Origin of the sequence: Streptomyces sp. NBC_00271 (assembly GCF_036178845.1) — a bacterium.
Lineage (GTDB): Bacteria > Actinomycetota > Actinomycetes > Streptomycetales > Streptomycetaceae > Streptomyces.
Map to the genome: position 1 here is coordinate 1 of NZ_CP108072.1, position 25,118 is coordinate 25,118.

At 68.3% G+C, this 25,118-nt stretch carries 28 protein-coding genes; 21 read left to right on the forward strand and 7 right to left on the reverse strand.

Translation table 11 applies throughout. The annotated features are described in order from the left end of the window. The 8 genes from OG798_RS56120 to OG798_RS56155 all read left to right on the forward strand — a co-directional run. Positions 1 to 356, forward strand: a 356-nt coding sequence (locus OG798_RS56120) for an RRQRL motif-containing zinc-binding protein (RefSeq protein ID WP_328760604.1), incomplete at its 5' end; no start/stop codon positions are given. A gap of 43 nt (positions 357 to 399) precedes the next feature. Continuing rightward, complete coding sequence (locus tag OG798_RS56125) at positions 400 to 879, forward strand: Pycsar system effector family protein (protein ID WP_328760606.1); 480 nt, start codon at positions 400 to 402, stop codon at positions 877 to 879. Positions 880 to 1,031: 152 nt separating this feature from the next. Next, positions 1,032 to 1,349, forward strand: a complete 318-nt coding sequence (locus OG798_RS56130; RefSeq protein WP_328760608.1) for a hypothetical protein — start codon at positions 1,032 to 1,034, stop codon at positions 1,347 to 1,349. A gap of 260 nt (positions 1,350 to 1,609) precedes the next feature. Continuing rightward, a complete protein-coding gene (locus OG798_RS56135) occupies positions 1,610 to 2,287 on the forward strand; it encodes a GGDEF domain-containing protein (RefSeq protein WP_328760609.1) in 678 nt (225 codons plus the stop codon). Next, on the forward strand, positions 2,284 to 2,574 hold the full coding sequence (locus OG798_RS56140; protein WP_328760611.1) for a hypothetical protein: 291 nt from the start codon (positions 2,284 to 2,286) through the stop codon (positions 2,572 to 2,574). Before OG798_RS56135 ends, OG798_RS56140 begins: the two co-directional genes overlap by 4 nt. 40 nt (positions 2,575 to 2,614) lie before the next feature. Next, positions 2,615 to 3,157: a WhiB family transcriptional regulator gene (locus tag OG798_RS56145; RefSeq protein ID WP_328760612.1), complete on the forward strand. Its 543-nt coding sequence runs from the start codon at positions 2,615 to 2,617 to the stop codon at positions 3,155 to 3,157. Next, the gene (locus OG798_RS56150; protein WP_328760613.1) at positions 3,157 to 3,639 is read left to right on the forward strand and encodes a hypothetical protein; all 483 of its coding nucleotides are present in this window, start codon (positions 3,157 to 3,159) and stop codon (positions 3,637 to 3,639) included. Before OG798_RS56145 ends, OG798_RS56150 begins: the two co-directional genes overlap by 1 nt. Continuing rightward, positions 3,639 to 3,818, forward strand: coding sequence for a hypothetical protein (locus OG798_RS56155; RefSeq protein ID WP_328760615.1), 180 nt, complete (start codon positions 3,639 to 3,641; stop codon positions 3,816 to 3,818). The genes OG798_RS56150 and OG798_RS56155 overlap by 1 nt, the downstream gene beginning before the upstream one ends. A 68-nt stretch (positions 3,819 to 3,886) precedes the next feature. Here OG798_RS56155 and OG798_RS56160 read toward each other — a convergent pair whose 3' ends face one another. Then, the gene (locus tag OG798_RS56160) at positions 3,887 to 4,762 is read right to left on the reverse strand and encodes a hypothetical protein (RefSeq protein ID WP_328760617.1); all 876 of its coding nucleotides are present in this window, start codon (positions 4,760 to 4,762) and stop codon (positions 3,887 to 3,889) included. 87 nt (positions 4,763 to 4,849) lie between these two features. Here OG798_RS56160 and OG798_RS56165 point away from each other — a divergent pair, with 87 nt between their 5' ends. The 6 genes from OG798_RS56165 to OG798_RS56190 all read left to right on the forward strand — a co-directional run bounded on the left by OG798_RS56165 (position 4,850) and on the right by OG798_RS56190 (position 10,235). Beyond that, positions 4,850 to 5,203, forward strand: coding sequence for an effector-associated constant component EACC1 (locus tag OG798_RS56165; protein WP_168504288.1), 354 nt, complete (start codon positions 4,850 to 4,852; stop codon positions 5,201 to 5,203). Next, positions 5,175 to 7,232 carry a caspase, EACC1-associated type gene (locus OG798_RS56170; RefSeq protein WP_328760620.1) on the forward strand — a complete coding sequence of 686 codons (2,058 nt, stop codon included), beginning with the start codon at positions 5,175 to 5,177 and terminating at the stop codon, positions 7,230 to 7,232. Before OG798_RS56165 ends, OG798_RS56170 begins: the two co-directional genes overlap by 29 nt. Before the next feature lie 777 nt (positions 7,233 to 8,009). Beyond that, positions 8,010 to 8,297 carry a hypothetical protein gene (locus OG798_RS56175; RefSeq protein ID WP_328760622.1) on the forward strand — a complete coding sequence of 96 codons (288 nt, stop codon included), beginning with the start codon at positions 8,010 to 8,012 and terminating at the stop codon, positions 8,295 to 8,297. Next, positions 8,294 to 8,548 carry a hypothetical protein gene (locus tag OG798_RS56180; RefSeq protein WP_328760623.1) on the forward strand — a complete coding sequence of 85 codons (255 nt, stop codon included), beginning with the start codon at positions 8,294 to 8,296 and terminating at the stop codon, positions 8,546 to 8,548. The genes OG798_RS56175 and OG798_RS56180 overlap by 4 nt, the downstream gene beginning before the upstream one ends. Before the next feature lie 223 nt (positions 8,549 to 8,771). Further along, positions 8,772 to 9,269: a hypothetical protein gene (locus tag OG798_RS56185; protein ID WP_328760624.1), complete on the forward strand. Its 498-nt coding sequence runs from the start codon at positions 8,772 to 8,774 to the stop codon at positions 9,267 to 9,269. Positions 9,270 to 9,272: 3 nt separating this feature from the next. Then, positions 9,273 to 10,235, forward strand: a complete 963-nt coding sequence (locus tag OG798_RS56190) for a hypothetical protein (RefSeq protein WP_328760625.1) — start codon at positions 9,273 to 9,275, stop codon at positions 10,233 to 10,235. 202 nt (positions 10,236 to 10,437) lie between these two features. Here OG798_RS56190 and OG798_RS56195 read toward each other — a convergent pair whose 3' ends face one another. The 5 genes from OG798_RS56195 to OG798_RS56215 all read right to left on the reverse strand — a co-directional run bounded on the left by OG798_RS56195 (position 10,438) and on the right by OG798_RS56215 (position 12,504). Continuing rightward, entirely contained in the window at positions 10,438 to 10,731 is a 294-nt protein-coding gene (locus tag OG798_RS56195; RefSeq protein WP_328760628.1) for a hypothetical protein, read from the reverse strand. A 115-nt stretch (positions 10,732 to 10,846) separates the two neighbouring features. Next, positions 10,847 to 10,987, reverse strand: a complete 141-nt coding sequence (locus OG798_RS56200) for a hypothetical protein (RefSeq protein WP_328760629.1) — start codon at positions 10,985 to 10,987, stop codon at positions 10,847 to 10,849. A gap of 14 nt (positions 10,988 to 11,001) precedes the next feature. After that, positions 11,002 to 11,226, reverse strand: a complete 225-nt coding sequence (locus tag OG798_RS56205) for a hypothetical protein (protein WP_328760630.1) — start codon at positions 11,224 to 11,226, stop codon at positions 11,002 to 11,004. Positions 11,227 to 11,346: 120 nt separating this feature from the next. Beyond that, a complete protein-coding gene (locus OG798_RS56210; protein WP_328760632.1) occupies positions 11,347 to 11,901 on the reverse strand; it encodes an RNA polymerase sigma factor in 555 nt (184 codons plus the stop codon). 153 nt (positions 11,902 to 12,054) lie between these two features. Continuing rightward, complete coding sequence (locus tag OG798_RS56215; RefSeq protein ID WP_328760634.1) at positions 12,055 to 12,504, reverse strand: DUF6188 family protein; 450 nt, start codon at positions 12,502 to 12,504, stop codon at positions 12,055 to 12,057. A 1,020-nt stretch (positions 12,505 to 13,524) separates the two neighbouring features. Between OG798_RS56215 and OG798_RS56220 the strand changes: the two genes are divergently transcribed. The 6 genes from OG798_RS56220 (at position 13,525) to mobF (ending at position 22,166) form a co-directional block, all read left to right on the forward strand. Continuing rightward, the gene (locus OG798_RS56220) at positions 13,525 to 14,295 is read left to right on the forward strand and encodes a polymer-forming cytoskeletal protein (RefSeq protein WP_328760635.1); all 771 of its coding nucleotides are present in this window, start codon (positions 13,525 to 13,527) and stop codon (positions 14,293 to 14,295) included. Between the two features lie 384 nt (positions 14,296 to 14,679). Then, positions 14,680 to 15,159 (forward strand): hypothetical protein, encoded by a 480-nt coding sequence (locus OG798_RS56225; RefSeq protein WP_328760636.1) that lies wholly within the window; start codon positions 14,680 to 14,682, stop codon positions 15,157 to 15,159. Positions 15,160 to 15,490: 331 nt separating this feature from the next. After that, positions 15,491 to 16,756 carry a ParA family protein gene (locus OG798_RS56230; protein WP_328760637.1) on the forward strand — a complete coding sequence of 422 codons (1,266 nt, stop codon included), beginning with the start codon at positions 15,491 to 15,493 and terminating at the stop codon, positions 16,754 to 16,756. Next, the gene (locus tag OG798_RS56235) at positions 16,753 to 17,880 is read left to right on the forward strand and encodes a ParB/RepB/Spo0J family partition protein (RefSeq protein WP_328760638.1); all 1,128 of its coding nucleotides are present in this window, start codon (positions 16,753 to 16,755) and stop codon (positions 17,878 to 17,880) included. Before OG798_RS56230 ends, OG798_RS56235 begins: the two co-directional genes overlap by 4 nt. A 1,026-nt stretch (positions 17,881 to 18,906) precedes the next feature. Then, on the forward strand, positions 18,907 to 20,097 hold the full coding sequence (locus OG798_RS56240) for a hypothetical protein (RefSeq protein WP_328760639.1): 1,191 nt from the start codon (positions 18,907 to 18,909) through the stop codon (positions 20,095 to 20,097). A gap of 125 nt (positions 20,098 to 20,222) precedes the next feature. Next, positions 20,223 to 22,166 carry a MobF family relaxase gene (mobF, locus tag OG798_RS56245; protein ID WP_328760641.1) on the forward strand — a complete coding sequence of 648 codons (1,944 nt, stop codon included), beginning with the start codon at positions 20,223 to 20,225 and terminating at the stop codon, positions 22,164 to 22,166. A gap of 260 nt (positions 22,167 to 22,426) precedes the next feature. On the opposite strand, the gene OG798_RS56250 is transcribed toward mobF, so the two are convergent. Continuing rightward, positions 22,427 to 22,852, reverse strand: coding sequence for a hypothetical protein (locus tag OG798_RS56250; protein ID WP_328760643.1), 426 nt, complete (start codon positions 22,850 to 22,852; stop codon positions 22,427 to 22,429). Between the two features lie 831 nt (positions 22,853 to 23,683). On the opposite strand from OG798_RS56250, the gene OG798_RS56255 reads away from it, so the two are divergent. Continuing rightward, on the forward strand, positions 23,684 to 25,054 hold the full coding sequence (locus OG798_RS56255; protein ID WP_328760645.1) for a replication-relaxation family protein: 1,371 nt from the start codon (positions 23,684 to 23,686) through the stop codon (positions 25,052 to 25,054). Positions 25,055 to 25,118 lie beyond the last annotated feature (64 nt).

The following is a 25,118-nucleotide window of genomic DNA, read 5'->3' on the forward strand; positions in this document are numbered from 1 at the left end:
CCGAAGGGCTCGCCACACGCCGCCAGTTACGCGCTCTCGGCCTGCGGCCCGCAGGACAGGAGCCGATCATCCTGAGGTGCCGGCCGTGCGGGTACTGGCCGGGCCGCGTCTGCACGAGGCCCACCTACCTGTACCGAATCGACCGCGCCAAGCCCGTCCGGCCGATGACTCTCGCTCAGGAGCGGGCGCTGGACCGGGCGATGGAGGCACGCACCCGCTGCCCCAAGTGCAGGCGCCGGTATCACCACTGTCTGCCGCTGCGCACGCTCGGCAGCTGCCTGGAGTGCCATGACGGCACCCCCGCCGACCCCGCCACCTACATCACCCCGGCCCCCGGGCATGGCCTGGCGGCCTGACCAGCACCCACCACCTGAGCAACCGTGAGGAGCACCGCAACCCATGACCACTGCCACCTCTGCCCCGGTCACCGACACGGACAAGAACCTGGACAAGACCCTGGACGCCTCCTTGGCGACGGTCGCGGGAGAGATCGCCCGCACCGACGGCAAAGCGTCCTTACTACTGGCCTTCAACGGCGCCGCCCTCGCCGGACTCGCCTCGGTCGTCGACCGCCGGCTACCGATCGTCACGCAGGCCTGCGGCGCGGCCGCCGTCCTCGCCCTAGCCGCGGCCGCCGTGCTGCTGCTCCTGGTCGTCCGTCCTCGCCTGCACGGTGACGACCGCGCGTCATTCCCGTACTGGGCACGCCTGGACGACACCGCGATCCGCGCCTGCATGCAGGGCGACACCCGCGCTGCTCGCATCCGCGTGCTGTCCCGGATCGCCGTCAGCAAGTTCCGCCAGCTGCGGCGCGCGGTCGACCTGAGCCTGGCCGCCCTGGTCCTGCTCCTCCTGGCCGCCCTCGGCGCCCTGGTCTGAAGGTCCCCCGTCCTGCCCCGCACCGCATCGTCACCAGGCGCGGGCGGGGCCGGGCAGAGGACCGGCCAGCCCGGCCCGGCACCACCCGCCCCGCAGCCGCCTGTCCGGCGGCCCATCACGATCCGCCTCGACTACGGACAAGGAAGCCGCCCATGGCCACCCAGACCCAGCCCCAGGAACACACCGAAACCTTCGCCACGCTCAGCGACTTCTTCAGCGCGCACCTGGCCGCACTCATCGGAGAGGAAGCGCCGCGGAACACCACCCCGGCCGGCTTCATCGACCTGATCGAACGCGTCCGCGATGTCCTGGGCACCGCCAGCGCCGGCTACCTGCAGGACGCCCACGAGGACCTGGACGACGCCGGCACCTACCTCACCGACGCCCTGACCAGCACCGCAGGCGACCAGCGATCCCTTCTGGCCTGGGCGTGTACGCATTTACGGGATGCCATCGAAACAGCCCGCTGAACCGTGCATCGAGCGCACTTTGTTTCGCGGATGGGTGCCTGGCGATAGAGGGCCCCGGGACGGCCGCAGCATCGGCTAAGGCGCTCGACCGCCCCGAGCGCTCCCATTCCCCGTCACGAGATGGAAGCACCATCCAGCATGCCCGACCGCCTGGTCAGGGCGGAATCGAATGATCAAAGCAAGAGGCGCACCCCACCGCCTGGACAGCACAGGGTGCGCCTCTCTCATGCCCGCCCCGAGGGGCGAGAACAGGAGCCATCATGCCCGCCACAACAGTCTTACGTCCGCGGTCCCGCACATTGATCATCGCGGCCACCGTGCCGCTCGCGCTGGCCGCGCTGCTCGCCGACGACGTCCGCGTGCGCCGCCAGCTGGACGCCGCCCGCAAGGACCCGCTGACCGGACTGCCCGGCCGCGACGCCCTCACGGACCGCACCAAGCGTCTCGCCCGCACTCACCGCGAGCAGCTGCACGTCCTCATCGCCGACGCCGACGGCCTGAAGACCGTCAACGACAGCCTCGGGCACGCGGCCGGCGACGCCCTCATCGCCGCCATCGGACACCGCATCGGAGCATGGGCCGCCGCCCGCGGCGGGCTCGCCGCACGCCTCGGAGGCGACGAATTCGGCGCCGCTCTCCTGCTGCCGCCCACCGCAACGCTCCGGGAGACAGCGGCGCTGCGCGAGCAGCTGGAGCAGCCCGTCGACCACAACGGGCACATCCTGCGCCCGGCGGTGTCCATCGGCACGGCCCGCGCCGTCGACCTGCCCGACGCCGCCAGCGCTTCCCGTCTTCTGCGCGGTGCGGACATGGCCATGTACCGCGTCAAGACCGGCGAGCAGCCGCATGGCTACCTGGCGACGCGCCACGACGCCTACACGCCCACGGTCCACGGGCGCCGCCCGGGCCGCCCCGGCACCCACCTGCCCGTCAGATGAGCGCGCCCGCCCGGCGCCGCGGCAAGGCGCCGCTGTGGGAGGCGGGCCTCATCCCGGTTCCCGGCGGCCTCCTGGACTGGCGGGACGCCCGGCATTTCGACCGCTGGCAGGACCTGCCGTGCGTGCTCTGCGGTGCCCCCACGCCGATGCGCTCCCACTACGGCGAACCCGCGCACAAGGTCTGCGCTGAGGACTGGATCAGCGCGAACCCCACCGAGGCGCGCCTCGGCAGGTTCGCCTCCGACGCGAAGCCCAAACGCGTAAGCGACTACGACGACCACGCCTGAACTTCCCCTGCATTCATCACTCCGCAAGGAGGGCTCACCCATGAGCCGAACTGCCAAAGCCCCGGCCACGATCGAGGCCGACCCCCGGATCCTCTTCCCCCACACCGACGCCCCGCTGGCGTGCCGCACGAACCCGGACTGGTTCGCCCACGAGCACGGCCAGAACAGCAAGGACGACCTGGCCCGCATCGAGCGCGCCAAAACGGCCTGCAGCGGCTGCCCCATTGCCGCCGGATGCCTCAAGTGGGCGCTCGCCAACCGCGAGCTGACCTCCACCGGCATCTGGGCGGCGACCACCGCCCGGCAGCGCACCGGTCTGCGTCAGCGGCTCCAGCTGCGCCACGGGCTCGACTGGGTCGGCGTCGTCGCCCAGGCCGACCGCGAACGCGCCCGCCACAGCGAGGCCCGCCCGCCGGCCCCCGACCCGGTCCAGCTCGCCAGCCCCATGTGGTCCAGCAGCTACGAGCCCTGGACCAAGCCGGTCACCACCGACCAACAGCAGCGCAACCGCGAGCTCCTGGACCTCGCGCAGCGCACTATCCGCACCCCTCGCCCCACCGAGACCCTGGCGGAGGTCAGCTGATGGACACCACCCACGTCGCCGTCGATGGCTGGGTCGACGCCATCCCCGCCCCCGGCCCGCGCGGCACCGCGACGTTCGACCTGATCGTCCGCCCCGCCGACGCGGACACCACCGCCACCGACACCCCTGACACGGTCGTCTCCTGTACCAGCGGAGCCCCTCAGATCACCCACGCGTTGCTGACCGACATACAGCCCGGCGACCTGCTCCGTGTCAGCGGCAACCTGGTCCAACCCCTGGCGCCCGGCGCGGCCGCCCGGCTCACCGTCCACGGCCTGGAGGTCCTGGACACCGGGCTCATCCCGGTACTGCGCGACATGGTGCTGGACCGGTACGGCGACTACTGCGTCATCTTCGACGCCGACCGCGACCAGGTCCCCGTCTTCACCGCGCTCGGTCAGTGGGTCGGCATGGCTGACAACCCCGACGCCATTGCCACCCTGATCGACATCCACGAGCGCGTGAACGGCGGTGACGCCTGATGCCCACGACCACTCCGCAGGCCCGCACCGTCTTGGAGTGGTTCCCCGCCGGGGGCCTTCGCGGCTCCTGGTCGGCGGAAGAGTATGCCGCCGACCAGCGCGTCCAAGGCACGGACGCTCAGGTCGTGATGGACCTGGGCAGCGACCAGTTCCTCGTGGTCACCGACACCACCGAGTAGCACCGCACACCCCGAGCGCCGCGCCCACCCTCACATGGGCGCGGCGCTCCCTTGGAGTGGAGTGCCAGTTACGTCAGCGGTCGTTCCTCCGCGTCTTCCGGAGGTGTCGCCCGGGCCGGGGCCGGTAGCGGCGGGGCTTCGGTATGCCGGGCGAGGCGGCGTTGCAGGTCGATGTGGCGGAACTGGTAGACGGGTCCGACCTGCCGCAGAACGCCCCGCACCTGGTGGGCGTCGGCGAGGAAGGCCATGAGGTGGCGTGGCAGGGCCCCCCGGTGCCGGGCAGCCAGGTACAGGCGGCTGAGGGTGAAGTCGCCCCAGGCAGTGCGGTGGAGGGCGGCGGCGAGCCCGAGGACCAGTCCGCTCCAGGAACCGAAGCCGCAGCCGAGCACGGCCTCGTAGGTCAGGTCGACGTCGTAGCCTTGCAGGCCAGCGTTCACGTACGCCACCAGGAAGTTCAGCATGAGTCCGGCCAGAAGGCCGATGAGAACGCCGGTGCGCAGAAATCCCCAGAAGGTCTTGCGGTCCTGATGGAGCAGGGCCGGGGGGCTCGTCACCGAGCCGAGATCGGCTGGAGCGGCGTTCCACGCGGTGGTCAGCCAGCAGACAAGCCCGGCCACGGCACCCCAGCCAATGCCAGCCACCCGGTCGAGGACGAGGTCGAAGACCGTGCCCACGAGGAGTGCGGCCCCGATGCCGAGGAAGAGGGAGTGGCGGTTCCAGGACCAGCGGCTCCGGGCCGCCGGGGTGTGACCTCCCCCTAGCCGGAACGCGTAGCTGAGCAGCCACCCCACGACCAGGTAAGCGGCGCACGCCAAGGCGTACAGCCAAGACAGCGACCCCCGCAGGCAGGCAGGGTCCCAGCCCAGAAGGCAGCCGCTGCCCTCCCAGCCCAGAAGCCAGAGCAGGCCCTGCGTGCCTGCGTCGTAGAAGGCGACCTGCTCCACCGCCTACGGCTCTGTCCACCGTCCCGGCGGACAGAGCCGTAGGCCAACTTCCTGTCTGTTCGCGATCAGACTGCAATGATGAAGGTCATGGACGCTGTGATTGGCATCAGGGGTGGCGACGAGGTTGGAGAGCTGGCCGCGCTAGTCGGTTGGCTCCGCGCGGAGCGTGAGTTGCAGGGCGCCGTCCAGGTCGTGCGCGGGGACATTGCAGCCACGGAGCTCGGCAGCGGGCTTGACGTGATCAGCGTCGCTGTAGGTTCCGGCGGAGTCGGTGTGGCGTTGGCCCAGTCACTGTCCGCGTGGCTGGGCGCCCGGCGTTCAGATGTCAAGGTGACCGTCACCGCCAATGGCCGCACGGTCGAGGTCGATGCTCGGCGCGTCAGCGACCCTGTCGGACTGATCACCCGGATTCTTGGCGGCGACGATGACCCTGGGAACTGATCGAATCGACCGGTCCGGTTCACATGCCGTGCTAATCGGCGTCTCCGCCTACCAGGATCCATCCTTCCCGTCCGTGCCCGCTGCGAAAAAGAGCATGCAGGGCGTGCACGGGATGCTCATCGACGAGGAGTTGGGCGGCTGGTCCACCGACCAGATCACTCCCATCCTGAATCCCATCGACTGCCGTCGTGTGATGAGCGATCTGCGCCGCCATGCTCAAAACACCCACGGTGTGCTGTTGCTGTACTTCGTGGGCCACGGCACCGTCACCATGAACGGGGACCTCGTACTCGCCGTGAGCGACACTCTCGCCGACGAACCGGACGTAACCGGACTCGAGTACTCCAAGATCCGGAGCGTTCTGCTCGGAAGCCCCGCCAAGGTGAAAGCCGTTGTGCTGGACTGCTGTTACTCCGGTCGGGCCATCGATGTACTCGCAGGGGATCGGCAGCACTTAGCCGACATAACCGATGTACGAGGCACCTACACCCTCACCGCAGCCGATCGAACCGCGCACGCGGGGCAAGCCGACACTTATACCGCCTTCACCGGTGAACTGCTTGACCTGATTGGTGCAGGGGTCGCTGACGGCCCGCCCGTGCTGACCTTCGCGGAGCTGTATCCCCACCTGAGGCACAGGCTGATCGCCCGGAATCTCCCGCATCCCAACCAGCGCGGCACGGACACCGCTGACCAATGCCCGGTGGCCAAGAACGCGTCCGTCAAGACCCCGACTGCCGGGCAGGCAGCATCTCCAGCGCGCCTCGGAGCACCTGCCCATGCCGTGGACGTGGCACCGCCAGCGCAGCCCAAGAGGCCAGACCCGGCGACGACTGCCGACCTGTCCACGAAGACCCGGTTGCCCAGCTCGGTCGGCTCTCGGGAGGTCTCCTCGCCGCAGCTCAAGGCCTTGGCTGGAGGGGATGCCAGCCGGGCGAAGCTGCCTGCGCCCCGCCGCGGTATCCGGCGGCGTGACCTGATGCTGAGCACACTCGCGGTCGCCGGTACAGGCGTTGCCACCGCGACGGTGATACGGCTGCACAGCGGCAGCGCGGGCACGGCAAAGACCACCAGCAAGATCAGCGGCGAGGGCACCGGCACCGTCCTGTTCAGTCCCGACGGCAAGACCCTGGCCACATGTGGCAACGAGGGCTTCCGGCTGCGGGATTCAGCCACCGGCCGCAGCATCGCCCTACTGAATGACCAGGACCGTCCGGGAAACCTGGCGTTCAGTCCCGACGGGAGGACCCTCGCCACCGGCGGTATAGACGGCATCCGGCTGCGGGATCCGGCAACTGGTGTCATCACTGTTGACCTCCAGAGCGACCACTCGGTCACTGGACTGGCGTTCAGTCCCGACGGCAATACTCTGGCCGGCGGAGTCGGCCTCGACGCATACGGCAGCAAGGGGATCCGCTTGTGGAGCGTGGCGAAGGGCGGCACGAAGGCCACCTTCACCGTCCCCCTGAACGAGCAAGCCATACACGCCCTGGTATTCAGCCCCGACGGCAGAAACCTCGTCGGAGGTTCGGCGTTTGCCGATGAAGGGCGGTGCTGGCTGTGGGAGGTCGCCACCGGCCGCATCTCTGCCACCGTCCTCAAGGAATCGACTATCTCGGCCGCCTTCAGTCCGGACGGCAAAACCGTCGCCACCGGCGGCGTGCACGGAGTCCGCCTGTGGACCACGCGCACCGTTCGGGCGGTCAGCACCTTCACTGGCGACTACACCGCTTCCGTGGCCTTCGGCCCGTACGGCACCACACTCGTCACCGGCGGCGTGGGCGGCGTCCGGGTATGGGACGTGGCGACCGGGCACCTCATCTCCAGGCTCACCGAAAACGACACCGACACGGTGGCAGTGAGCCCGGACGGGCAGGTGGTCGCGTCCGGGAGCATCGGGCAAGGCTTCGGAGTCTCGGAGTCACCAACAGAACCGCAGGAGTCCGGCTTCTGGCTGTGGAAGCACCCAGCGAGTGCCCCCACACTCACGTCCCGTTCCTCAGCCCACGTAGGTCCCCACCGTGTTTGAAAGTCGGGCCTTCGCTTGCGGAGACGAGAGACGGTAACCCAATCCCCGCCGGCGAGTTGACGACGACGGTCCGCCACCTGCAGCTGCCGAACGCCCCGAGGCTCACGGGGAGCCAGAACGACCTCAATTCCTGTTGAGCTCGTGCCCGGATTCGAGCCCGGCTCTTGGTCGCCCACGCCGTCTGCGCATCACAGTCTGCCCACAGCGGCGGTCTGCCGAGGGCTTTGATCATTTCCTTAAAGTGCATGCGGACTCACCGAACTCCTTGCCCGCGAACTTCGTGCGCGTGGCCGTCAGATCGAAGTCGAGCGCCTTCACGTTCATCTGCCGCGCGTACTCAAGACGCCCGCCAACGGCACCGCCCACCCCAGCCCCACGCAGGAGGCCACCCGATGAAGCGTCTCTTCCGCCGCCGGCTACGGTCGCGCGCCCGGCGCCTCGCCCCCGAGGACCAGACCGCCGTCGACCAGTTCCGCGCGCTGCTCGCCGCCCCGCGCGACCCGAAGCCCTGGGCCCCCGGACGCTGCCAGGACGTCGCCGTACGCGTCGGACCGTTCGTAGAGAGGGGCTCACACCCGCCCGGGCGACGACCACGGGCCCGCCATCATCGCCGTCGCCCTGCAGCACCCCGGCGGCTCGCACGCCCCCTACGGCGACCGCTACCGGAAGCTAGGCTGGCTGCGCTGCGAGACGACCACGATCCTCGGTGCATGGAACCCGGCCTACGCGCCGCTCACCCACGCTGCGGCGGGTCTGGACCTCCCCGACGACGTCGGCATGGCCCCGGTGAACTACGGCGTCCACGTCGAAGCGCGCCGCAGCGACGGCACCGGGCACACGCTGCTCCGCCTCGGCCCCTACTTCCAGACCTGGCTTGTGGGCCACGACGCCGACCGCCTCAACACTGAGTTGGCGGGCAAGGCCGCCACCATCGTCCCCGGATTCGCGGTCACCGCGAAAGGCGCGTCCTTCGACGTCAGCGACCACGAGGGCTACGGCGACCCGTACGAGACCGATGCCGCCGTGCTCCTGGCGGCCGCGATCGCCCGGGAGGTGTCGGCGTGACCACGGCCCTGTACGAGATCGAGACCCGAGGCTGCCGACGACACCACGTATCCCGTCGAGCAGATCTGGAATCCCGGCGGGGACGCCAAGGAGCACGGCTCCTCGCCTACAGCGGCCTGTACATCACCGGCATCGGAGGGGCGGGCGACGACGGCGCCTACCCGGCCACCTTTGTAGCCCTCGGGCACCAGACGTGGTCCGCCATCATCGAGGAGGCCGCCGGCCGACCTTCCTCCGATCGTGATCAGTGACCTCTTCGGCGTCAGCGCTACCAGCGCTCACAGGTGGGCTCGGTTCGCCCAGGACAGCTGGACGGACTACCTCGCAGCCATCCAGGCCATCGAATAGCGCAAGGTTGGAACGTCTCTGCGAAACCAGGGGCGGTGCCGGTACGTGTCTGATGGAGTGTCGTGGTGACGGCTCGGTGCCACACATCCCAGGGCCGGATCTGATCTCTCGGGAGGAAGAGCGAGGATGCTGTCGGAAGCAATGACCGCGCTGGCCGCGGCGGGAGGCACTGCGTTGGTTCAGGCCGCCGGCACAGATGCATGGACAGAGTTCCGCCAGCAGGTGGCCCGTTGGTTCGGCCGAGGAAATCCGCAGCGCGAGAACGCAGCAGTGGGGCGCCTCGACCAGACTGCAGTCCTGCTGGAGACGGCCGGGCCGACCGAGGTGGAGCGGGTGCGCCTCGGTCAGGTGGCGGCGTGGCAGGCCCGTATCGAAGACCTGCTGGAAAGCCTGGATGGCACGGAGCAGGGCCAGGCCGCAGAGGAGTTGCGCGCGCTGCTGGCCCAACACGCCTCCCAAGGCGCGGGGTCGGCCGGCCAGGGCGGGCTGGCCGTCGGCGGTGATTATGGCTCGGTCGCAGCTGGCGTCGTGCACGGAAATGTGAGCCTAGGCCGCCCCGCCGACGGGCACACCTCTCCAGGACCGGAGAACGATCCGGACGACGACTGGCCGCGGGAGTCCTGATCCGTGGGTGACATTGCCAAGGGCGTCCTTGGGGGTGGATGGGCGCTGGTCGTCGGCTGGGTGCTGCCCGCCGCGCTCAATCTCGCGGTCTTCTTTCTCGCTGTCGCCCCCAGCATGCGGCGGACCGCAGCCATCGAGCGTGTCTGGCCTGGCTCGGCCAGTCAGACGGCCTTGCTGCTCCTTTGTGCCGCCGTTCTCTTCGGCATCGTGCTCAATGCACTTCAGACCCCCCTCTACCGGATCCTTGAGGGTTATCTGCTGTGGCCACGCAGCGCGTACGACCGTGGATGCAGACGTCAGCGGGCCCGCAAAGAGCGGATCGCTGGTCTGATCACCCGTCCGGAGGGACGCACTCTGGTACAGCGTGCACTCCTTAACGAGCAGATGGCTCGCTACCCGGCGGATGACGACCAGATCGCCCCGACTCGGCTCGGCAATGCGATCCGTCGCTTCGAAGAGTACGGCCACAACCGCTTCCGGCTTGATACGCAGGTGCTGTGGAACGAGCTGAGTGCCGCCGCGCCCGAGCAGGCGCGCCGCCAGGTGGAAACGGCACGTACCAACGTGGATTTCTTCGTGGCATTGCTGTACGGGCACGGGGTGGTGGCGGTGCTTGCGTTCCTCGCCCTGGGCTCAGCCGGGGCTGAGCGGCCCCTGCTGGTCGTCACTGCCATCACACTGTGTGCGCTCATTCCGCTGTGGTACCGCTCCGCGGTGTACGCCACCGACGAGTGGGCCGCCGCTGTACGGGCCATGGTGAACTTGGGCCGCAAACCGCTGGCCGACGCGCTCGGACTGGTACTGCCGCAGCAACTGTCTGAAGAACGCACTATGTGGCAGCTCATTACCCGGATGTCCCGGCGTCCCTACCGGGATGCTGCAGACACGGCCTTCGCACCGTACCGGGCTGCGCCACCAGATCCGAACTGTCCATTGCATCCACAGGCTCCCGGCCCGGGTGCGTGATGTATACCGTGCTGGATGTCCTTGTAGAGGAGCCACACCCATCCCCGAATAGCGCATGGTTGGAACACTGCCTCTTCCCCAGTCCCCACCACGTAGGGCAACCCCTTCCGGCGCTGCCGGATCATGACGAGGCCCCTGGCTGCGGAGTTCAATGCCGCGGCCAGGGGCCTCGTTGCGTATTCAGGCCCGGAAGGTTTCCGGACTACTCCCTGCTCCCCTGCGACCGGCGCTTCCGGATGCGGCGGCGCTTCAGGACCTTGCGCAGCAGCCAGGCGCCGAAGCCGCCCACGAGGGAGCCGAAGACCGCGCAGCCTGTGGTTGCCGCCCCAATCCCCCGGAACGCGAAGACCGCAACTCCGGTGTAAAGGGCCGCCGCAATCAAGAAGAGGAACACCGCGAACATGCTGTAGACGACGTCGTCACGCCGGTCCAGCCAGTCGAGCCGCTCCAGATCCTGCTCGATCAGTTCGGGTGTCAGGGAGTCGATTCGCTTCATGCGCCATAGGACTCACGTCCCGCCTCCCGTCTTGCACGCAGACGGAACCTTTCCCGAACAGAACGAAGCCCCGGCCGCTGCCTGGCCGGGGCTTCGCACGCGTCCTGCGTCAGGCCTACACGAGTATCCGCACGCCGTCCAGCGAGAAGTCCTCATGGTGGCTGCTGACGATCGTGCGCGCAGAGACGGCTACGACCGCCAAGAACATCACGATCGCCACCAGGACGACATGGATGACCGGTGCCGCTATATACATCTCAGGTGCCTCTCCTAGTTCCTGGTGTCGGTGGAGACACCGAAGGGGGCGTGGGACAGAGGGTCGTGCTCGGCCGTGCCGTCGCTCGCGCTGGTGCCCCCGTCGGCGATAGCCGCGATCATCAGCGCGTACGACTTCCAGTGGGTGGAAGCGGGTGCCTCGTCTGCGAGGCGTCGGTCGCTCTCCTCCAGGAAGGCGAATGCCTTGTCTTGAGGGGAGGACCGGGTCTCAAGCTGCATGAGTTCCTCCGGTAGGTGGCGTGCGTGTGGAAGTGGGATCCAGCCTGAATCCCCCCGGAGCCGCGATAGTCGCTGGTGATGTGAGTACCGCGGCCCCTAGGGGCGCCAGGTGATCACCGTCTAGTGTTCGACGTTTGACGCTTTGGCCATTGCCCTGCTCAGGTCTCGGGAGACGGTCGCCGCAGATATGCCCAGCGACCTGCCGATCTCTACACCGGTGAGCTGCGCGACGTGCGTCATCTCCCAGACCTTGTACTGCCTGGTGTCGGCGATGGCCCGTTCCACGTCCTGCAGCAGTTCGAAGAACGCGATGCCCGCAGTCGGGTCGCCCGCGTGAGGATCCTGGAACAGCCGACTCGTCTCCGGCAGTTCACCCGCCGCCACCTCGGGGGCGAGCCGTCTGAACTCGGAGATCGCTTTGTTCTTTGCGACCACGTAGGCCCAGGTGATGATCGGCTCCCGGAAGGCGTCGTCGCGTTTGATGTGGAGGTAGAGAGCAACGTCCACGTGCTGCACGATGTCTTCCCGGAGGTGACGGTCTCGGACCATGCGTGCGACGACATGGTCGATGCGCGGGTGCACCTCCTTCAGCGCCTCGGTGAACCTGGCCATCACCTTGGGGTGGATGGCCTGCGTCGGGGGGTCGACGCCATCCCCTTCGTACTTGGTGATCACCGGCGTCCTTTCGGAAGGAGTGGGGGACAGTTACTCCTTGGGACGCCATAGCGGCAGCAATCTTTCAGCATTCACCGTGACCTGGGTCACAAGTTTGTTGTCTCCGGTTCCCGACTGTGGCCACCTCGATCGCGTTGCGATGAAGGCGCTCGCTCATGAGCGGGTCCAGACAGCGAGGTCGCCTCCAGGCAGCGATACGAAGCGCCATCCTGCCGGGCCCGTGACCTGCCACGCTTCGAAGGACGGATCTGACGAGCAGGTCAGGCGGTGTCCTGTGTCGAAAACGAGACGCAGCGTGCCGGATTTGAACGCGACCGCCGACAGGGCCTTCGCTCCGAAGAGTGAGAGGGCCGCTGCGACGTCCTGCGATTCCGGTTTCAGGAGCACGGACGGGTTGGCGTGGACTGTCCCGTGCGAGAGGTTGACGGGTGCTTCCAGTGCGATCTCCCAGTCCGAGTCGAGGAGCAGCACGAGCCGGAAGTCCACGCTGATCTTGGTGACGCTCATCCCGCGAAGGTTCAGGGCCCACCGGTCCTCGTGTTCGACTGGACTCTCTTCAGCGCTCACTACTGCACTTTGGTTGATTCGACTGGCGAGAGCCATGGGATTTCCGGTGCCAGGACGGCATGGCTAGAACTATGTTCCGGCTGTGGACAACGAGCAGATCACCCCCAGCGCCCTCAATCGCGCGACTACGTTCGCTGAGACGGACGACTCGATTGAGTAAGACAGGACAGCAGGACGGCGTGCCGTTTCTGCTCTCGCCGCGGCTCCGGTCGGTGATTACGCCGTAATCACTTGGTGTTCGGGGCCGGCCGCCTCCTGGTGATTACGGCGTAATCATTTGTCCCTGCGGACCTGGGCAGTCTCAGTCCCTCTGGAGGCAGAGGCATCGGCCGCTGCGTCTCCCTGCCCGCTCACACGTTCAAGAAGCTGGCGGCCTGGTCGTAGGCCCCACCCTGCCTCCTAACGGCTCAGATGGGCCAGACGCAGTAGACAGCCGCGCTGACGAGGGGCCAGACAGACCACCTCTCCCCCGGGCCCCAACCAGTCCCGCAGACGGAGGGCGCGCGGAACCCAGCAATGGGGACGCGCGTCTCCACCAGGGCGCTGCGTGTTCTGGCCGCAAAGCCAAGACGAGGGGGACCTGGACATGCCGGGTAGTCCTGTCTGAGGCAGAACGACGTCTGTGGGATGCGTTTCCCAGAGGCCAAAGCATCAGCTTCGGGCCCTCGGTGCCTGGGCCTGGATCGGCATCCGAGACCATCGTGCGCGCCGAGATCATTGCCCGGCTCATGCTCGGTGAACGCGAGCCAGAAGCCGGGCATGTCCCTGCTTTGCGCGTACACGGGGCCAGAGTGACCGGAAAGCTTGATCTGTCTGGCTGCGACGTTCCCTACGCCCTCACGATGACGGGCTGCACGTTCGACCACGAACCTTGCCTGGAAGCCGCATCAACGAAACTCATCGACCTCACCGGCTCACGGCTGCCTGGTGTGCTGCTGCGAGACGCCCGCATCGCCGGCCTCCTCCGCCTCGCAGATTGCCGCAGCACGCATGCGGTCCGGCTCACACGGACTCACGTGACCGGCACAGCTGATCTGACAGGCCTGCACGTCAGCGGTGCTCCCCGCCCTTCACGCCGACAGCCTCGTGGTCGAGCGCGATCTGCTCTGCCGGGATGCAGACATCAACGGTGAGTTGCTGATGTGGAGCGCCAGGATCGGCGGGACTCTGGTCCTGGAGGGTGCCCGCATCGTCAATCCGGAGGGCGCGACTCTCAACGGAGACGGGATCGTGGTCGACGGCGGCCTGTTCGGCAGCGCCCGCCTGCCGGGTCACACACTCGTGTCTCAGGGGGTGCTGAGATTGCAGGATGCACGGATCTCCCGCTGCTGCGTGCTCAGCGGTGCACAGCTGAACAATCCCGCCGGTACGGCGGTGCGCGCCGAGCGGCTCCATGTGGACGGCCCGCTGGCCCCCGATTCAGCCGCAGTCGAAGGCACAGTCGAAGGCACAGTCCAAATTTCAGGGAGCGCCATCCAGGGCCCCCTTCAACTCCAGAGCGCACGATTCGACGGTGCCGGCCAGTGCACCTTCGACGCCTCACTCGCAAGAATCAGCGGCGACCTGGTCGGCACCTCAGGCTTATCGGCGCGCGGACAAGTCATTCTGGACGGCGCCCACATCGAGGGTTCGCTGGACCTGACGGCGGCACGTCTGCACAACCCGGGACGCCAGACGCTGTCAGCCCGACGGCTGCGCGTCGCGGGGCGCATCAACTGCCGCGGCCTGTCCTCCGACGAACACATCGTCCTCAACGACGAGGTCGTCGGCACCAGCATCGATTTTCACGGCGCCCGGCTGTTTGCGCGCGGGCGGCGCCTTCCTTGAGGAAGATCAGAGCGGGTTCAGTCAGAACGAAAGCTGACACCGACCTGAGCGGGCCCGTGGACTTCCGGCACTCACAGATCGATGTCCTCGCCGACGACCCGGCGCGCTGGCCCGACGACCTGCTTCTCGACGGGCTCACCTACCGCCATCTCGAAGCGAGCCTGCCCGTCCGGGACCGTCTCGCCTGGCTGGCGAAGGGCAGCACCGGATACCTGGCCACAGGTCGTGTCCCGCGACGTGGTGTAGGGGATCAAGCGCTACGCATTCCGGTTCGAGACCCGTGGCGATCTCTGCGGAGACTGCAGCCCACGAAGCATCCCGGTAAGGCGAGTTGGACATCCGATCGGGCATGGTCGGAGCCCCTGGCCTGCGGATTCCGGTGTCTTGATCCCGTACACCACATGGCGGGACGCCATCCTGCCACAGCCCTATGGGCAACTCGCCGCCACTTACACCGCCCAGGGCCACGACGCCGCAGCGCGGGAGGTACTGCTCGCCAAGTGCCGTCGTCAGCGGGCAAGCCAGCCGGTGGCACTGCGCATCTGGTGCTACATCCAGGACTGGACGGTCGGATACGGCTACCGGCCCATGCGCGCGGCTGCGTGGCTCGTGCTCCTGCTGCTCACTGCGATCCTTGCCTTCGCCTCACATCATCCACCCGCAGTGAAGCGGGCCGAGGCGCCCACCTTCAACGCGTTCCTCTATACCCCGGACCTGCTGGTGCCCGTCGTGAGCTTCGGCCAGGAGCAGGCCTTCAACCCGCACGGTTGGCAGCAATGGCTCGCCGCAGCGCTGATCGCGGCAGGCTGGATCCTGGCCACCACGATCGCCGCGGGCCTGACGAGAAGCCTGTCCCGCCAATGACCTCAACTTTGTCCCTCCGGTGATTACGGCGTAATCACTCGTTCCGGCCTTGGCGCGGAACGGCCCGAGTTGAGGTCCAGGGAACCGGAGCAGCCAGGCGGTCACGCATACGGCTGCGGCCCGAGCCAGGCCTGCTGCCGCAGATCGAATAGGACTCCCGGGGCATCGATGTATCAATCGGCATGAAGTGCCACTGGCGAGCCGGGTGTGATGTCACGGGCCGGGGGAGAGGGGACAGGAATCACGCGGGCAACTCCCGATCCGGCTTCAACTTGGCCTAACTAACGTGTCAATCGCTCAGATGATCTAGGACGTTAGTATGGTGTCCCCCATGAGTTCGCCATCCACTTCCAGCGACCGCGAGAAGGTCGTCTCCAAACTGCCGGGATGGCTCCGGCAGAACCTCAAGATCAGAGTCGCCCAGCACGGCATCGACATCCAGACCGCCGTCGAGCAGGGCATCCGAGACTGGTGCAGCCTCGCTTCCACCCTCGCCACTCTCGACACCGCGGCAGCCGACTCCTTCTCCACCTTCCTGCCGCCCGGCCAGTGGGAAGAGTTCCGCCAGATCGCAACGGACCGACGCGTCTCCCTCATCCAGGGCCTCGCACAGTCCGTCCAGCTCTGGCTCGACACGAACCCGGCACCCGACATCCAGCGGCCCGCGATCACCCGCCGCATCGTCGTCTGCAACCAGAAGGGAGGCGTAGGCAAGACCGCCATCACCGCCGGACTGGGCGAAGCATTCGCTGAAGACTCCAACTCCCTGCACTCCGTGCGCGTAGCCAAGGCCCTCACCAAAGCCCTGCGCGCCAGTGAGACAAACGCAGGAGAAGCCGAACCCGCCGACGATCCGCTCGACATCGAGAACCTGCCCGGGCCTGGGATGCGTGTGCTGCTCGTCGACTTCGACCCGCAGTGCCACCTCACCAACCAACTCGGTGCCACCCCGCTGCCGCTGAACGGGGACAGTCTCACCAACCACATGGCGGGAGACCCCAAGGGGGAGCTCCGCGATCTCATCGTCTCCGTTGACGACGACGTCTTCGACGGCCGGCTCCACCTCCTGCCCGCCTGCAACGACGCCTTCCTTCTCGACGTGCGGCTGTCCGCAGTCCGCGCCCGCGAATCGGCGCTCGAGCGAGCCCTCGCTCCGCTCGAGAGTGATTACGACGTAATCATCGTCGACTGCCCGCCCAGCCTCGGGCTCAGCATGGACGCCGCCGCCTACTACGGCCGCCGCCGTGACGCCGAGAAGCCCGGACAGTCCGGGGCCCTAGTCGTCGTCCAGGCCGAGGACAGTTCCGCCGACGCCTACGAACTCCTCACCACCCAGGTCGACGACCTGCGCAGCGACCTGCAGATCGACATCGACTACCTGGGCATCGTCGTCAACCTGTATGACTCCCGCCGCGGTTACATCGCCACGTCCTCCCTTCAAGGCTGGGTCGACATAAAGGATCCGCGGGTGGTCGGGCTCATCGGTGACCTCAAGGAACAGAAGGAAGCCGTCCGCGTGAAGAAGCCGCTGTTGTCCTACGCGCCGAAATCGCAGCAGGCAGTCGGCATGCGCGCCCTCGCCAGGGAGGTCCTGTGAGCAAGGCCGACCAGCTCGGCAGCGGCCGCTTCGGCGGGGGAGTGCGCACCGTCAGCGCACGCCGCCAGGCCGTCGCCGCCGCAACCGGGGTCCCGACAGACGGGATCGCCCCGCCCGCGGAACTCCCCGTTCACCGCATCAGCCCGAACCCCGACAACCCGCGCTCCAACCTCGGCGACCTCACCGACCTCGCGGGCAGCCTCAAAACGCACGGCCAGAAGCAGGCGATCACGGTCATGAACCGTGACGCCTACATCAACGCCAACCCCGACCGCGAGGCCGACCTCGAACCAGATACCACGCACATCGTCATCGACGGCAGCAGCCGGCTTGCCGCAGCCCGCGAAGCCGGCCTTGCCACACTCAAGGTCATGGTCAGCGACGACCAAGGCGGTACCTCCGAGGAACTCCTCGAGTCAGCCCTCGTCGCCAACATCCACCGCCAGGACCTCGAAGAACTGGACGAAGCACGCGCTCTCCAGCGGCTCCTCGTCATCCACGGAAGCCAGCGGTCCCTCGCCAAGCGCCTCCACCGCTCCCAGGGCTGGGTGTCACAACGCCTCGCGCTCCTCAATCTCACCCCCGAACTCCAGGCCAGGATCGGGGAAGAGCCCATCGACCTGCTGCGCGCGATCGGCAACAAGCCCGCCGACCAACAGGCAGCGGCCCTGAACGAGCTCAAAGCAGAACGGGCACGCAAGGAAACCGAGGCCCGGGCCCCCCGTCCGCAGCCAGTGCAGCAGACAGCGGCCGAACCGGCTCCCAGCGTGCCGGAGAACGTCCAGAGTGATTACGGCGTAATCACCAGCAGCACGGCAGCCAACGTCCCGGCCTCAGAGACCCAGACAGAGGCGCAAGACGACGAGCACGAACCCGAACCGGCCGTTCCGGAACCACGCGGCGCCGCCGACCGCCCGCCCAGGACCGACACCGTCAACGAAGACAAGCAGCCGCGCTCACTGCCCTACGACGATCCGCTGTTCATCGCGATGCACCTGACACGGAAGATGGAACAGCCCGCCTTCTTCGAAATGCTGCGTGCCCTGAACCAGTTCGGGCAGAAACTCGACCCTGAACGGTACGCGCAGATCACGGCACTCGCCGACGCCGAGGAAGCGAGCTGAGACGGCGTCACGCTCAACTCGACCGGGAGGAGAAGACACGGAGGTTCTCGCAGCGGCCAGAGGTACATGCGAGCCTGGGCCAACGACCTCAACGAGCTGCTGCCAGCGCGGTCACGGGCCTTGAGGCCCCTCGCCGCAGGTCGGTTGTCCTGGCCGGTGGGTGGGGGAGCGGTACGTGGGTGTGCGCCGGCGCGACCCAGAGACGGCACGCCTGGCCACCGTCCTTGGGTAGCCGATCGAAGAGATCGAGAAGCGGAAGCAGACTCCGCTGCTCGCTGTCGCCTTCGTGTTCCGGGCAGAGGCGAGCCTGATCGTCAAGCAGGCGCAGGCCGCGAAGAAGAAGACGGGCGGCGGGAAGTCGGCCGCGAAGGAGACTGCGGCGAAGAAAGCGGTGCCGCTGCTACGCGGCTCGGTCTGCGCCGCCTACCCCGGCACCCGCCCGGCCTGCTCGCGGACAAGGTGTGACCCCGCAGGGTGGCATCCGCCCCGCACGCGCCGGATGCGCGCGGGACGGACCAACAGTCGCCCACCCCGGCCCTGGTGCAGGAGAAACGCGAGGACATCGTGCCCAAGCCGCCCGTGCCCGGCCCCGCCACCCCTTCCCGCAGCCGCGTCCGTCCGGGATCCTGGAGCCCCGCCCGCCGACCGGACCCCGCCGTCCGACCCCGCCGCGCGCACCGTCCCGGGTGCTGGGCAAGCCCCGGTGAGTTCCTGCCGTCGGCGCTTCCGGTCCCACTGCCGAAGCCACTTCCGTGTCCGACACTGGCGCACCCGGCATCGCACCGCTTCCCACCGTGGCGCGGCGAACGACCTGCGGCGCCACGGCTTGTCCGTCGACGGCGGTCACTGGCGGGGTGAGGCGGGGGATGCGGCCGGCGTGTCAGAGGCACCGCAATAAGGACAAGCTAAGGCACGCGATACGCGGCCGGCATGTCAGCGGCGCCGTTTGGGGCCGGGACGCTCGCACCCCCACCTGGTCCACGAAATGCGTTGTGCCAGTGAAGCTGTCTGGTTCACCTTGAGAACATGGACGATCAGGTGCAGTTCAACGTCTCCGCCCCGTGGAGCTGGAACGCTCGCCACTTCGTAGACCGAGGATGTCCGCGCACAGGTGGAGCCGAGTTTCTCCTCTACTCCGACAGCCACGTGACGGGGGGACTTGAGATCACATGCCACCCCTATGTCCTCACCAACTGTCTCGGCTTTCCTCAGAGCGGGCGACTAGGACCCGTGCTGGCGCTGTACTTCGATGATCATTCTCCCGACCTCGACGTGCAGCCGATGGACAAGACCGACACTGACGGGTGGCTGAACCTGACACTCGATGATGAGATTGCCTGCATCATCTCCCTGGTGACTGAAGTGCGCCTGCGTTCTGGTGGGCCAGTCCGGAGCTTCAAGGGGGAGGAGGATCTCCGAGGAACTCCCCACCTCTACGGCCACCATGTCCCTGAGTGGACGGCGACTCAACGCCCTATTTACCCCACCCCGAAACAGATCGGCCTGGAGTCTTTGGACGGCTGGATGGACCGATACTTCGCGCTGGGGCGCGAAGACGCCGTCACGCTCGTTCGGGCCGCCCGTCAGTTCCGAGACGCACTGTGGGTGGCAGACACCGACCCGGAGCTTGCCTGGCTTCTCCTGGTGTCTGGACTTGAGGTCATCGCCGGTCGGGAAGCGCTTAGAGACGTAGACCCTTCTGAACTGCTGCGGCAGGAACTGCCAGAACTAGCAGCGCAGCTAGTGGAAACAGGTGGCGAGGCGCACCTGGCCGCAGTAGCCCCCCAACTAGTTGGGGTTGTAAGGGCCACTGCGCGCTTCATGTCTTGCGTTGAGCAGTACCTGCCTGGGCCTCCGCCTGTGAGACCGGAAGCGTATGCACAGGTCGGCTGGGACTGGCCGAACCTCAAGAAGAGGGTCAGCCAGGTGTACGGCTATCGTTCGGCGAGGCTGCATGGGGGTGTGCCCTTCCCATCGCCTCTGTGCCAGGTGCCGATGTCGAGCGGGGCAGCTTTGGATGAGCGCCCCTCCGGCCTCGCAGCTGCGGCGGGCAACGCATCGTGGCTCGCAAAGGACCTTCCGATGCACCTGCACACCTTCGGCTACATCGTCAGAGGTTGTCTCCTGCATTGGTGGCAGAAGTCCTCCAGCGGCACCAGTACCGAGGCAAGCGCGATGTCCCCCTCCCCGGTTCTTGAGAGCGATGACACTCGCTGACCGACCGGGGCCGCTTCCCGCCTGACGGGCGCTCGGAAAGAAGGTTGGGACCGCTGCTCCCGCCTGGCGGGACGCACCGCTGATCGCGCTTTCCTTGCAGGTCAGCGTCGTGTGGCGTGGTCTTCATGACCACGGATATCGCGCTGATCACCGCCGGGCAGATGTACCGCTACTACTTGCGCCAGGTCGTTGTCGGCGACGGCAGACGCCCGGCGCGCACGCCGCTCGTCAAGGCTCAGGAGGCCGGTGTCCCGGCGGGTCGTTGGGTGGGCCGCGGGCTCGCTGCCCTCGGCCTGGCCGCCGGGGACGTCGTCACCGAGGCGCAGCTACGGAACCTGTTCGGGGAGAAGGGCCGGCACCCGCACGCGGATCTGATCGAGGCCGACCAGCTGGCTGCGGGCAAGTCACCGAAGGCCGCGTGGAAGGCCGGAGCCCTCGGTCGGCGGGTGAAGGTCACGGGCGTCGACTTCGTCTTCCGTCCGCAGCCGACGATCTACCTGCTGTGGGCGCTGGGTGATGACGAGACCCGGCGGTTGATCGAGGCCGCGCACGAGGGGGCGATCGAGAGAGTGCTGGAGTGGATCGAGGACCAGGTCGCGGTGATCCGCTTCGGCAAGGACGGCGTCTACCAGGTCCGGCCGCCCGGCGGCCTGGTCGCCGCCCGCTTCCGCCGCTGCGAGGCCCGGTCGGGAATGCCGCTGCTCCATGACCATCTGATGCTGTCGGTGAAGGGGCAGCGTCCAGGCGGGAAGTGGGGATCGGTCCACTCGGAGGTCCTGTTCGAGAACACCGTCGCCGCGTCCGCGCTCTACAACGAGACCGTGATGGCTGAGGTGTGTGAGGTGCTGGGGCTGGCCTCCGAGCCGCGCACTGTCACCGCCGGGCGCCGCCCGGTGATGGAGATCGCCGGGGTGCCGCACGAGCTGGTCCGCTGGACCTCACGGCGCAGCGCCCAGATAGCCGCCTGCCTGGCAGACCTGGAGCATGAGTACGTCACCGCTGTTGATGGCGACGGCAACCTGAAGTTCGCGGCCGAGGTCTCCGAGCAGGCCCGCGCCAAGCTGAACCGGATCGCGGCGAAGATGACCCGCCCGCCCAAGCAGCAGACCCGGCCGCTCGCGCAGCTGCGCGCGTGGTGGAAGACGAGCGCGATCCTCACCTCCGGGGTGGCCGTCGATGTCATCAACTCCCTCCTCGAGCGCGCCCGTGCCGCGGCGGCGGCGATCCGGGCCCGGGTCGTCGCTGTGGTCGGCGTCGCCCTGGCGGCCGTTGACGTCACCGCGATGGTGTTCGTGATGAACAAGGACGGCTTCTTCCACCGCCGGCACCTGCTTGCCGAAGTCCGCCGTCATCTCGCTCTCGTCCTGCGCGGCCGCCGCCGCGGACCGGGCCTGGACGAGGACATCGTGGACGCCGCCATCGCCACGCACTGCCTGGACGTCAGCGAGCCGAAAACACTGCGCGGCCGTTTGCCGGCCTACCGCTTCTACACCGCCCGCTGGCCCCTGGCCGACCTGCCCAGCCGCCGCCGCCCACCGGACGCCGAACCCGATCCGAGCGACCGGCCCCCGGCCGGCCCCGGCGACCCGGACGCGCCCCGCCTGCCTCTGGAACCGGGGGAGTGGGACATCCCGCACGTCCCGCTGCTCTACGACCGCGCGGTCATCGCCTCCACCGTTCTCAGCGCCCGGCTGGATGCCGCGCGCCGCACCGGACGCGCCCTGTACGACGACGTCGTGGTGCACCAGCAGGCCGCGATGCCCGAGCAGTTGCTCCTCTTCGCCCAGGAGCAGCCGCCTTCGGGGGCCTGCCCGGCGGTCGACCTCGCGGCCCTGCGCACCGACCTGGAGGCCCTGGAGCTGACTGCCGACCAGATCGGCCGGATAGGCAGGGCGTTCGCCAGCGTCGGAGACGAAGCGCGCCGACGGGTGCGAAGGCCTGCGCACCCGAACCCGGAGTCTGCGCACCCGAACCCGGGTGGCGCGCCGCGCGCGCATCAGCCAGACGGGCAGAGTGCGCACCGCCCGCACCAGCCGCGCACCGGCCAGGGTCCAGGAGCGCTCGGATGATGCGCACCGGCGCGGTCAGTGCGCACCGACCATTCGCCGTATCGCCTTGGGGATTTGCTGTATCGGCACCGGGGATACGGCGTATCCACCACGGTGAGCACCGCACCGAGGCGCACTTGGTGCGCAACGAGGCGCGATTACCGGCGCGTTCGACGCGCACCAGATCTGGGCGGCGGTGCGCACTACACGGTGGTGGTGCGCACCGGATGCGCACCGACCGCCGCGCGATACGCACCAGGTGCGCATCGGCCACGGAGGGGTTACGCCGCGCGGGCCCGCTCCAGGTGCTCGGTGCGCATCGTCTTCAGGGTGTCGACGGTGTCCTCGCCTTCCTGCCGGAGGACGTTCTCGGTGAACCGGATGATGGTGTTGGCGATGCCCCAGATCGCGCTGGGGACGCACTCACGCGTCCACTCCTCCAGCGTGGCCAGCAGGACGCCCCCGACCTCGTCCAGGGCGAAGGAGTCCGCGCACGGATCGGCATCGGGAGCCAGGTCCGTGACGGGGATGATGATGTCCTCAGCCAGCCGCAGCAGGAGGCCGGTCGGTGCCGGAACGGCGTTCGTTCGATCGATGACGGTGGCAAGGGCGTGCTCGCTGTGGTCCTGTATCGCCAAGAGGTATTCGAAGGCGAGCTCCACCTCTTCGGGGGTCAGCGGCGTGCGGAGCTGCTCCAGGTGCGGCATTCGGATCTCCTCAACAGGCTGGCCGCCGTGCCGATCACGGCGACTGACCTGATGCTCAGGCCGCGCCCCTGTGGATAAAGTCCGGAGATTTCTCCCCCGTCTCCAAACCAGGCCGAACTGGTGCTGTATGGGTTGAAGCGGGCCCCCTTGTCGAGTCTGGTCGGCCCGACCATGACCCCTTGTCCAGTCGTGGTCGGGCCGACCACGCACCCCTTGTCCAAGTTGGCGCGGGCTGCCGCAGCCCGGCATTTCTCCTAGACCGACCTCGCTACCGGCCGCCACCAGGTCGCGGACAAGGGGTGGGTGTTCACGATGGCCGCCACGCGCCCGCAGGAGGGGCATGCAGCAGCCACCGAGCCATCGGGTGGCTCTCCCTCGCGCGGGCGCTCCACCGGCCGTCACCGGGCCGGTGCAGGACGCGAACGCACAAGGGAGAGACCGGATGATGACCGAACACAGGCGCCCGCCGCACCCTGACCGCGCGGCCGACCAGCGCACCACGCGCCCAGCGCCGGGAGGGCTGGCCGGCTGGGCAAGCCGCCGCAGTCTCCTGCCGCCGGCGCTTGCGATCCCACTGCCGAACCCACTTCCGTGCCCGGCACCCGCGCTGACCGCATTTCCCCAGCCCACCACGACTTTTCGGGGCCGTAGCGCGTCGTCACAACCCTCTTCTCTCCTCCTCTCACTGACCAAGCCCTGGGAAATAGGTGGGGGTGGGGTGTCAGTGGTGGAGGCGATCATCGGGTTCAGGGCGCGCCTGGTGCCCTTTGCGGCCGGGCGGGGCCGGCGCCCGGCCGGTGGCCGGCCGCGGACGATGGGAGGGCGGGGCTGATGGCGGGCAAGCGCAAGACGAACGAGGCGGGATCGTCGACCGGCCTGCGCGCCGATGTGCTGCGCGCGCTCGGGGTGCTCAAGGCCGCGACGGCGGATCAGATCCAGCGGCTGTCCTCACCGCACCTGACGTACCGGCATACCACGAAGAAGACTGCGGCTGTGCGGAAGGAGGCGCGCACCGCCTCCCACCGTGGCGCGCTCAACGATCTGCGCAGGCATGGCCTGTCCGTCGACGGCGGCCGCACCCGCGGCGGGGAGGAGGTGCGCCTGCTCACCAAGGACGGGCTGGCCGCTGCCGCGATCGAGTTGGACCGGGGGCCGGAGGAGATGGGCGGCATGCCCAAGAGCGCGGGCCGCTCGGGGGCTTCGCACGCGATGACGGTCAATGAGACGGTCCTGGCGATGATCCGCCCGAAGCCCGACCTGGATCTGGTGGCCGGTGAGCCGGCCGAAGCCGTCGCGGCAGCCCGGGCCTGTGTCGACGCGCCTGACGGGATCGGCAGCATCACCTCCTACGCCACCGAGGTCGCGCTCCCGGCGACGGGCACGTGGAAGAACCCCGGCGTGGGATGTGCGTGGGCCGACATCGTCCTCATCGCCCCGGAGGCGGGGCTGCCGCTGTTGTTCATCGAGGCCGACAACTGCACCGAGGAAGCCCCGGTCATCGCGGCCAAGTTCGACAAGTACATGCGTCACTTCCGCCGCAAGGTGAAGGACACCGACGGCCAGGACAAGCCGATGTGGCGCACTCGCTGGTCCGCGCCCGATCCCCGGTGGGGCGACGCATCGCACCCGCCGGTCGTGCTCGTCTTCCACCAGGTCGGCAAGCGGACCGCGTTGACGCAGATGGAGCGGGTCGCCGACCTTACCCGCGAGCACTGGCAGGGACGGTGGGCAGAGGGCGGCTTCCGTATCTACGACGGGAAGATGCCGATCGTGGCGACCACGCTGGAGTTGCTGTGCGAGCACGGCCTGGCCGGGCCCGCGTTCTGGCGCTTCGGCCGCGAGGGCTACCAGAACCTCTGGGACGCGATCGGCAACCCCCGCAGGGATGCCGCCCTCGCCCGCCGGGCCGAAGACGCGCGGCGCCGCCAAGAACAGGAAGCAGCCGAACGAGAGACTCAGCGCCCGGTGTGCGGGGACTGCGGGCAGAAGTTCACCGACGACCGGTGGAAGGCCAGCACCACGGTCGGCTGGGGCCGCGCGGACAGCCACCCGCACCTGTGCGACGACTGCAAGACGCGGGCGATCGAGGCGGAGCGGAAGGCGGAACAGGCCGAACACGAGCGCCAGGAGCAGGAGCGCCAGGAGCCGGAGGTGGCGCAGGCATCGAAGGCCGGCGGCTGGCTCGGACGCTGGCGCAGCTGACCTGGCAGCCTCCGGGCACCCGAGGGCTTGCCCAGGGCCGCCTGGGCAAGCCCGCGTTGTCGGT

What these genes read in the sequence shown, in the direction of transcription:
- OG798_RS56240 (WP_328760639.1), top strand. Translation starts at nt 18,907, where the DNA reads ATGGACGATCAGGTGCAGTTCAACGTCTCCGCCCCGTGGAGCTGGAAC.
- OG798_RS56205 (WP_328760630.1), bottom strand. Translation starts at nt 11,226, where the DNA reads ATGCAGCTTGAGACCCGGTCCTCCCCTCAAGACAAGGCATTCGCCTTC.
- OG798_RS56175 (WP_328760622.1), top strand. Translation starts at nt 8,010, where the DNA reads ATGGCCCCGGTGAACTACGGCGTCCACGTCGAAGCGCGCCGCAGCGAC.
- OG798_RS56165 (WP_168504288.1), top strand. Translation starts at nt 4,850, where the DNA reads ATGGACGCTGTGATTGGCATCAGGGGTGGCGACGAGGTTGGAGAGCTG.
- OG798_RS56155 (WP_328760615.1), top strand. Translation starts at nt 3,639, where the DNA reads ATGCCCACGACCACTCCGCAGGCCCGCACCGTCTTGGAGTGGTTCCCC.
- OG798_RS56200 (WP_328760629.1), bottom strand. Translation starts at nt 10,987, where the DNA reads ATGTATATAGCGGCACCGGTCATCCATGTCGTCCTGGTGGCGATCGTG.
- OG798_RS56255 (WP_328760645.1), top strand. Translation starts at nt 23,684, where the DNA reads ATGGCGGGCAAGCGCAAGACGAACGAGGCGGGATCGTCGACCGGCCTG.
- mobF (WP_328760641.1), top strand. Translation starts at nt 20,223, where the DNA reads ATGACCACGGATATCGCGCTGATCACCGCCGGGCAGATGTACCGCTAC.
- OG798_RS56150 (WP_328760613.1), top strand. Translation starts at nt 3,157, where the DNA reads ATGGACACCACCCACGTCGCCGTCGATGGCTGGGTCGACGCCATCCCC.
- OG798_RS56140 (WP_328760611.1), top strand. Translation starts at nt 2,284, where the DNA reads ATGAGCGCGCCCGCCCGGCGCCGCGGCAAGGCGCCGCTGTGGGAGGCG.
- OG798_RS56250 (WP_328760643.1), bottom strand. Translation starts at nt 22,852, where the DNA reads ATGCCGCACCTGGAGCAGCTCCGCACGCCGCTGACCCCCGAAGAGGTG.
- OG798_RS56230 (WP_328760637.1), top strand. Translation starts at nt 15,491, where the DNA reads ATGAGTTCGCCATCCACTTCCAGCGACCGCGAGAAGGTCGTCTCCAAA.
- OG798_RS56195 (WP_328760628.1), bottom strand. Translation starts at nt 10,731, where the DNA reads ATGAAGCGAATCGACTCCCTGACACCCGAACTGATCGAGCAGGATCTG.
- OG798_RS56215 (WP_328760634.1), bottom strand. Translation starts at nt 12,504, where the DNA reads ATGGCTCTCGCCAGTCGAATCAACCAAAGTGCAGTAGTGAGCGCTGAA.
- OG798_RS56145 (WP_328760612.1), top strand. Translation starts at nt 2,615, where the DNA reads ATGAGCCGAACTGCCAAAGCCCCGGCCACGATCGAGGCCGACCCCCGG.
- OG798_RS56185 (WP_328760624.1), top strand. Translation starts at nt 8,772, where the DNA reads ATGCTGTCGGAAGCAATGACCGCGCTGGCCGCGGCGGGAGGCACTGCG.
- OG798_RS56130 (WP_328760608.1), top strand. Translation starts at nt 1,032, where the DNA reads ATGGCCACCCAGACCCAGCCCCAGGAACACACCGAAACCTTCGCCACG.
- OG798_RS56135 (WP_328760609.1), top strand. Translation starts at nt 1,610, where the DNA reads ATGCCCGCCACAACAGTCTTACGTCCGCGGTCCCGCACATTGATCATC.
- OG798_RS56125 (WP_328760606.1), top strand. Translation starts at nt 400, where the DNA reads ATGACCACTGCCACCTCTGCCCCGGTCACCGACACGGACAAGAACCTG.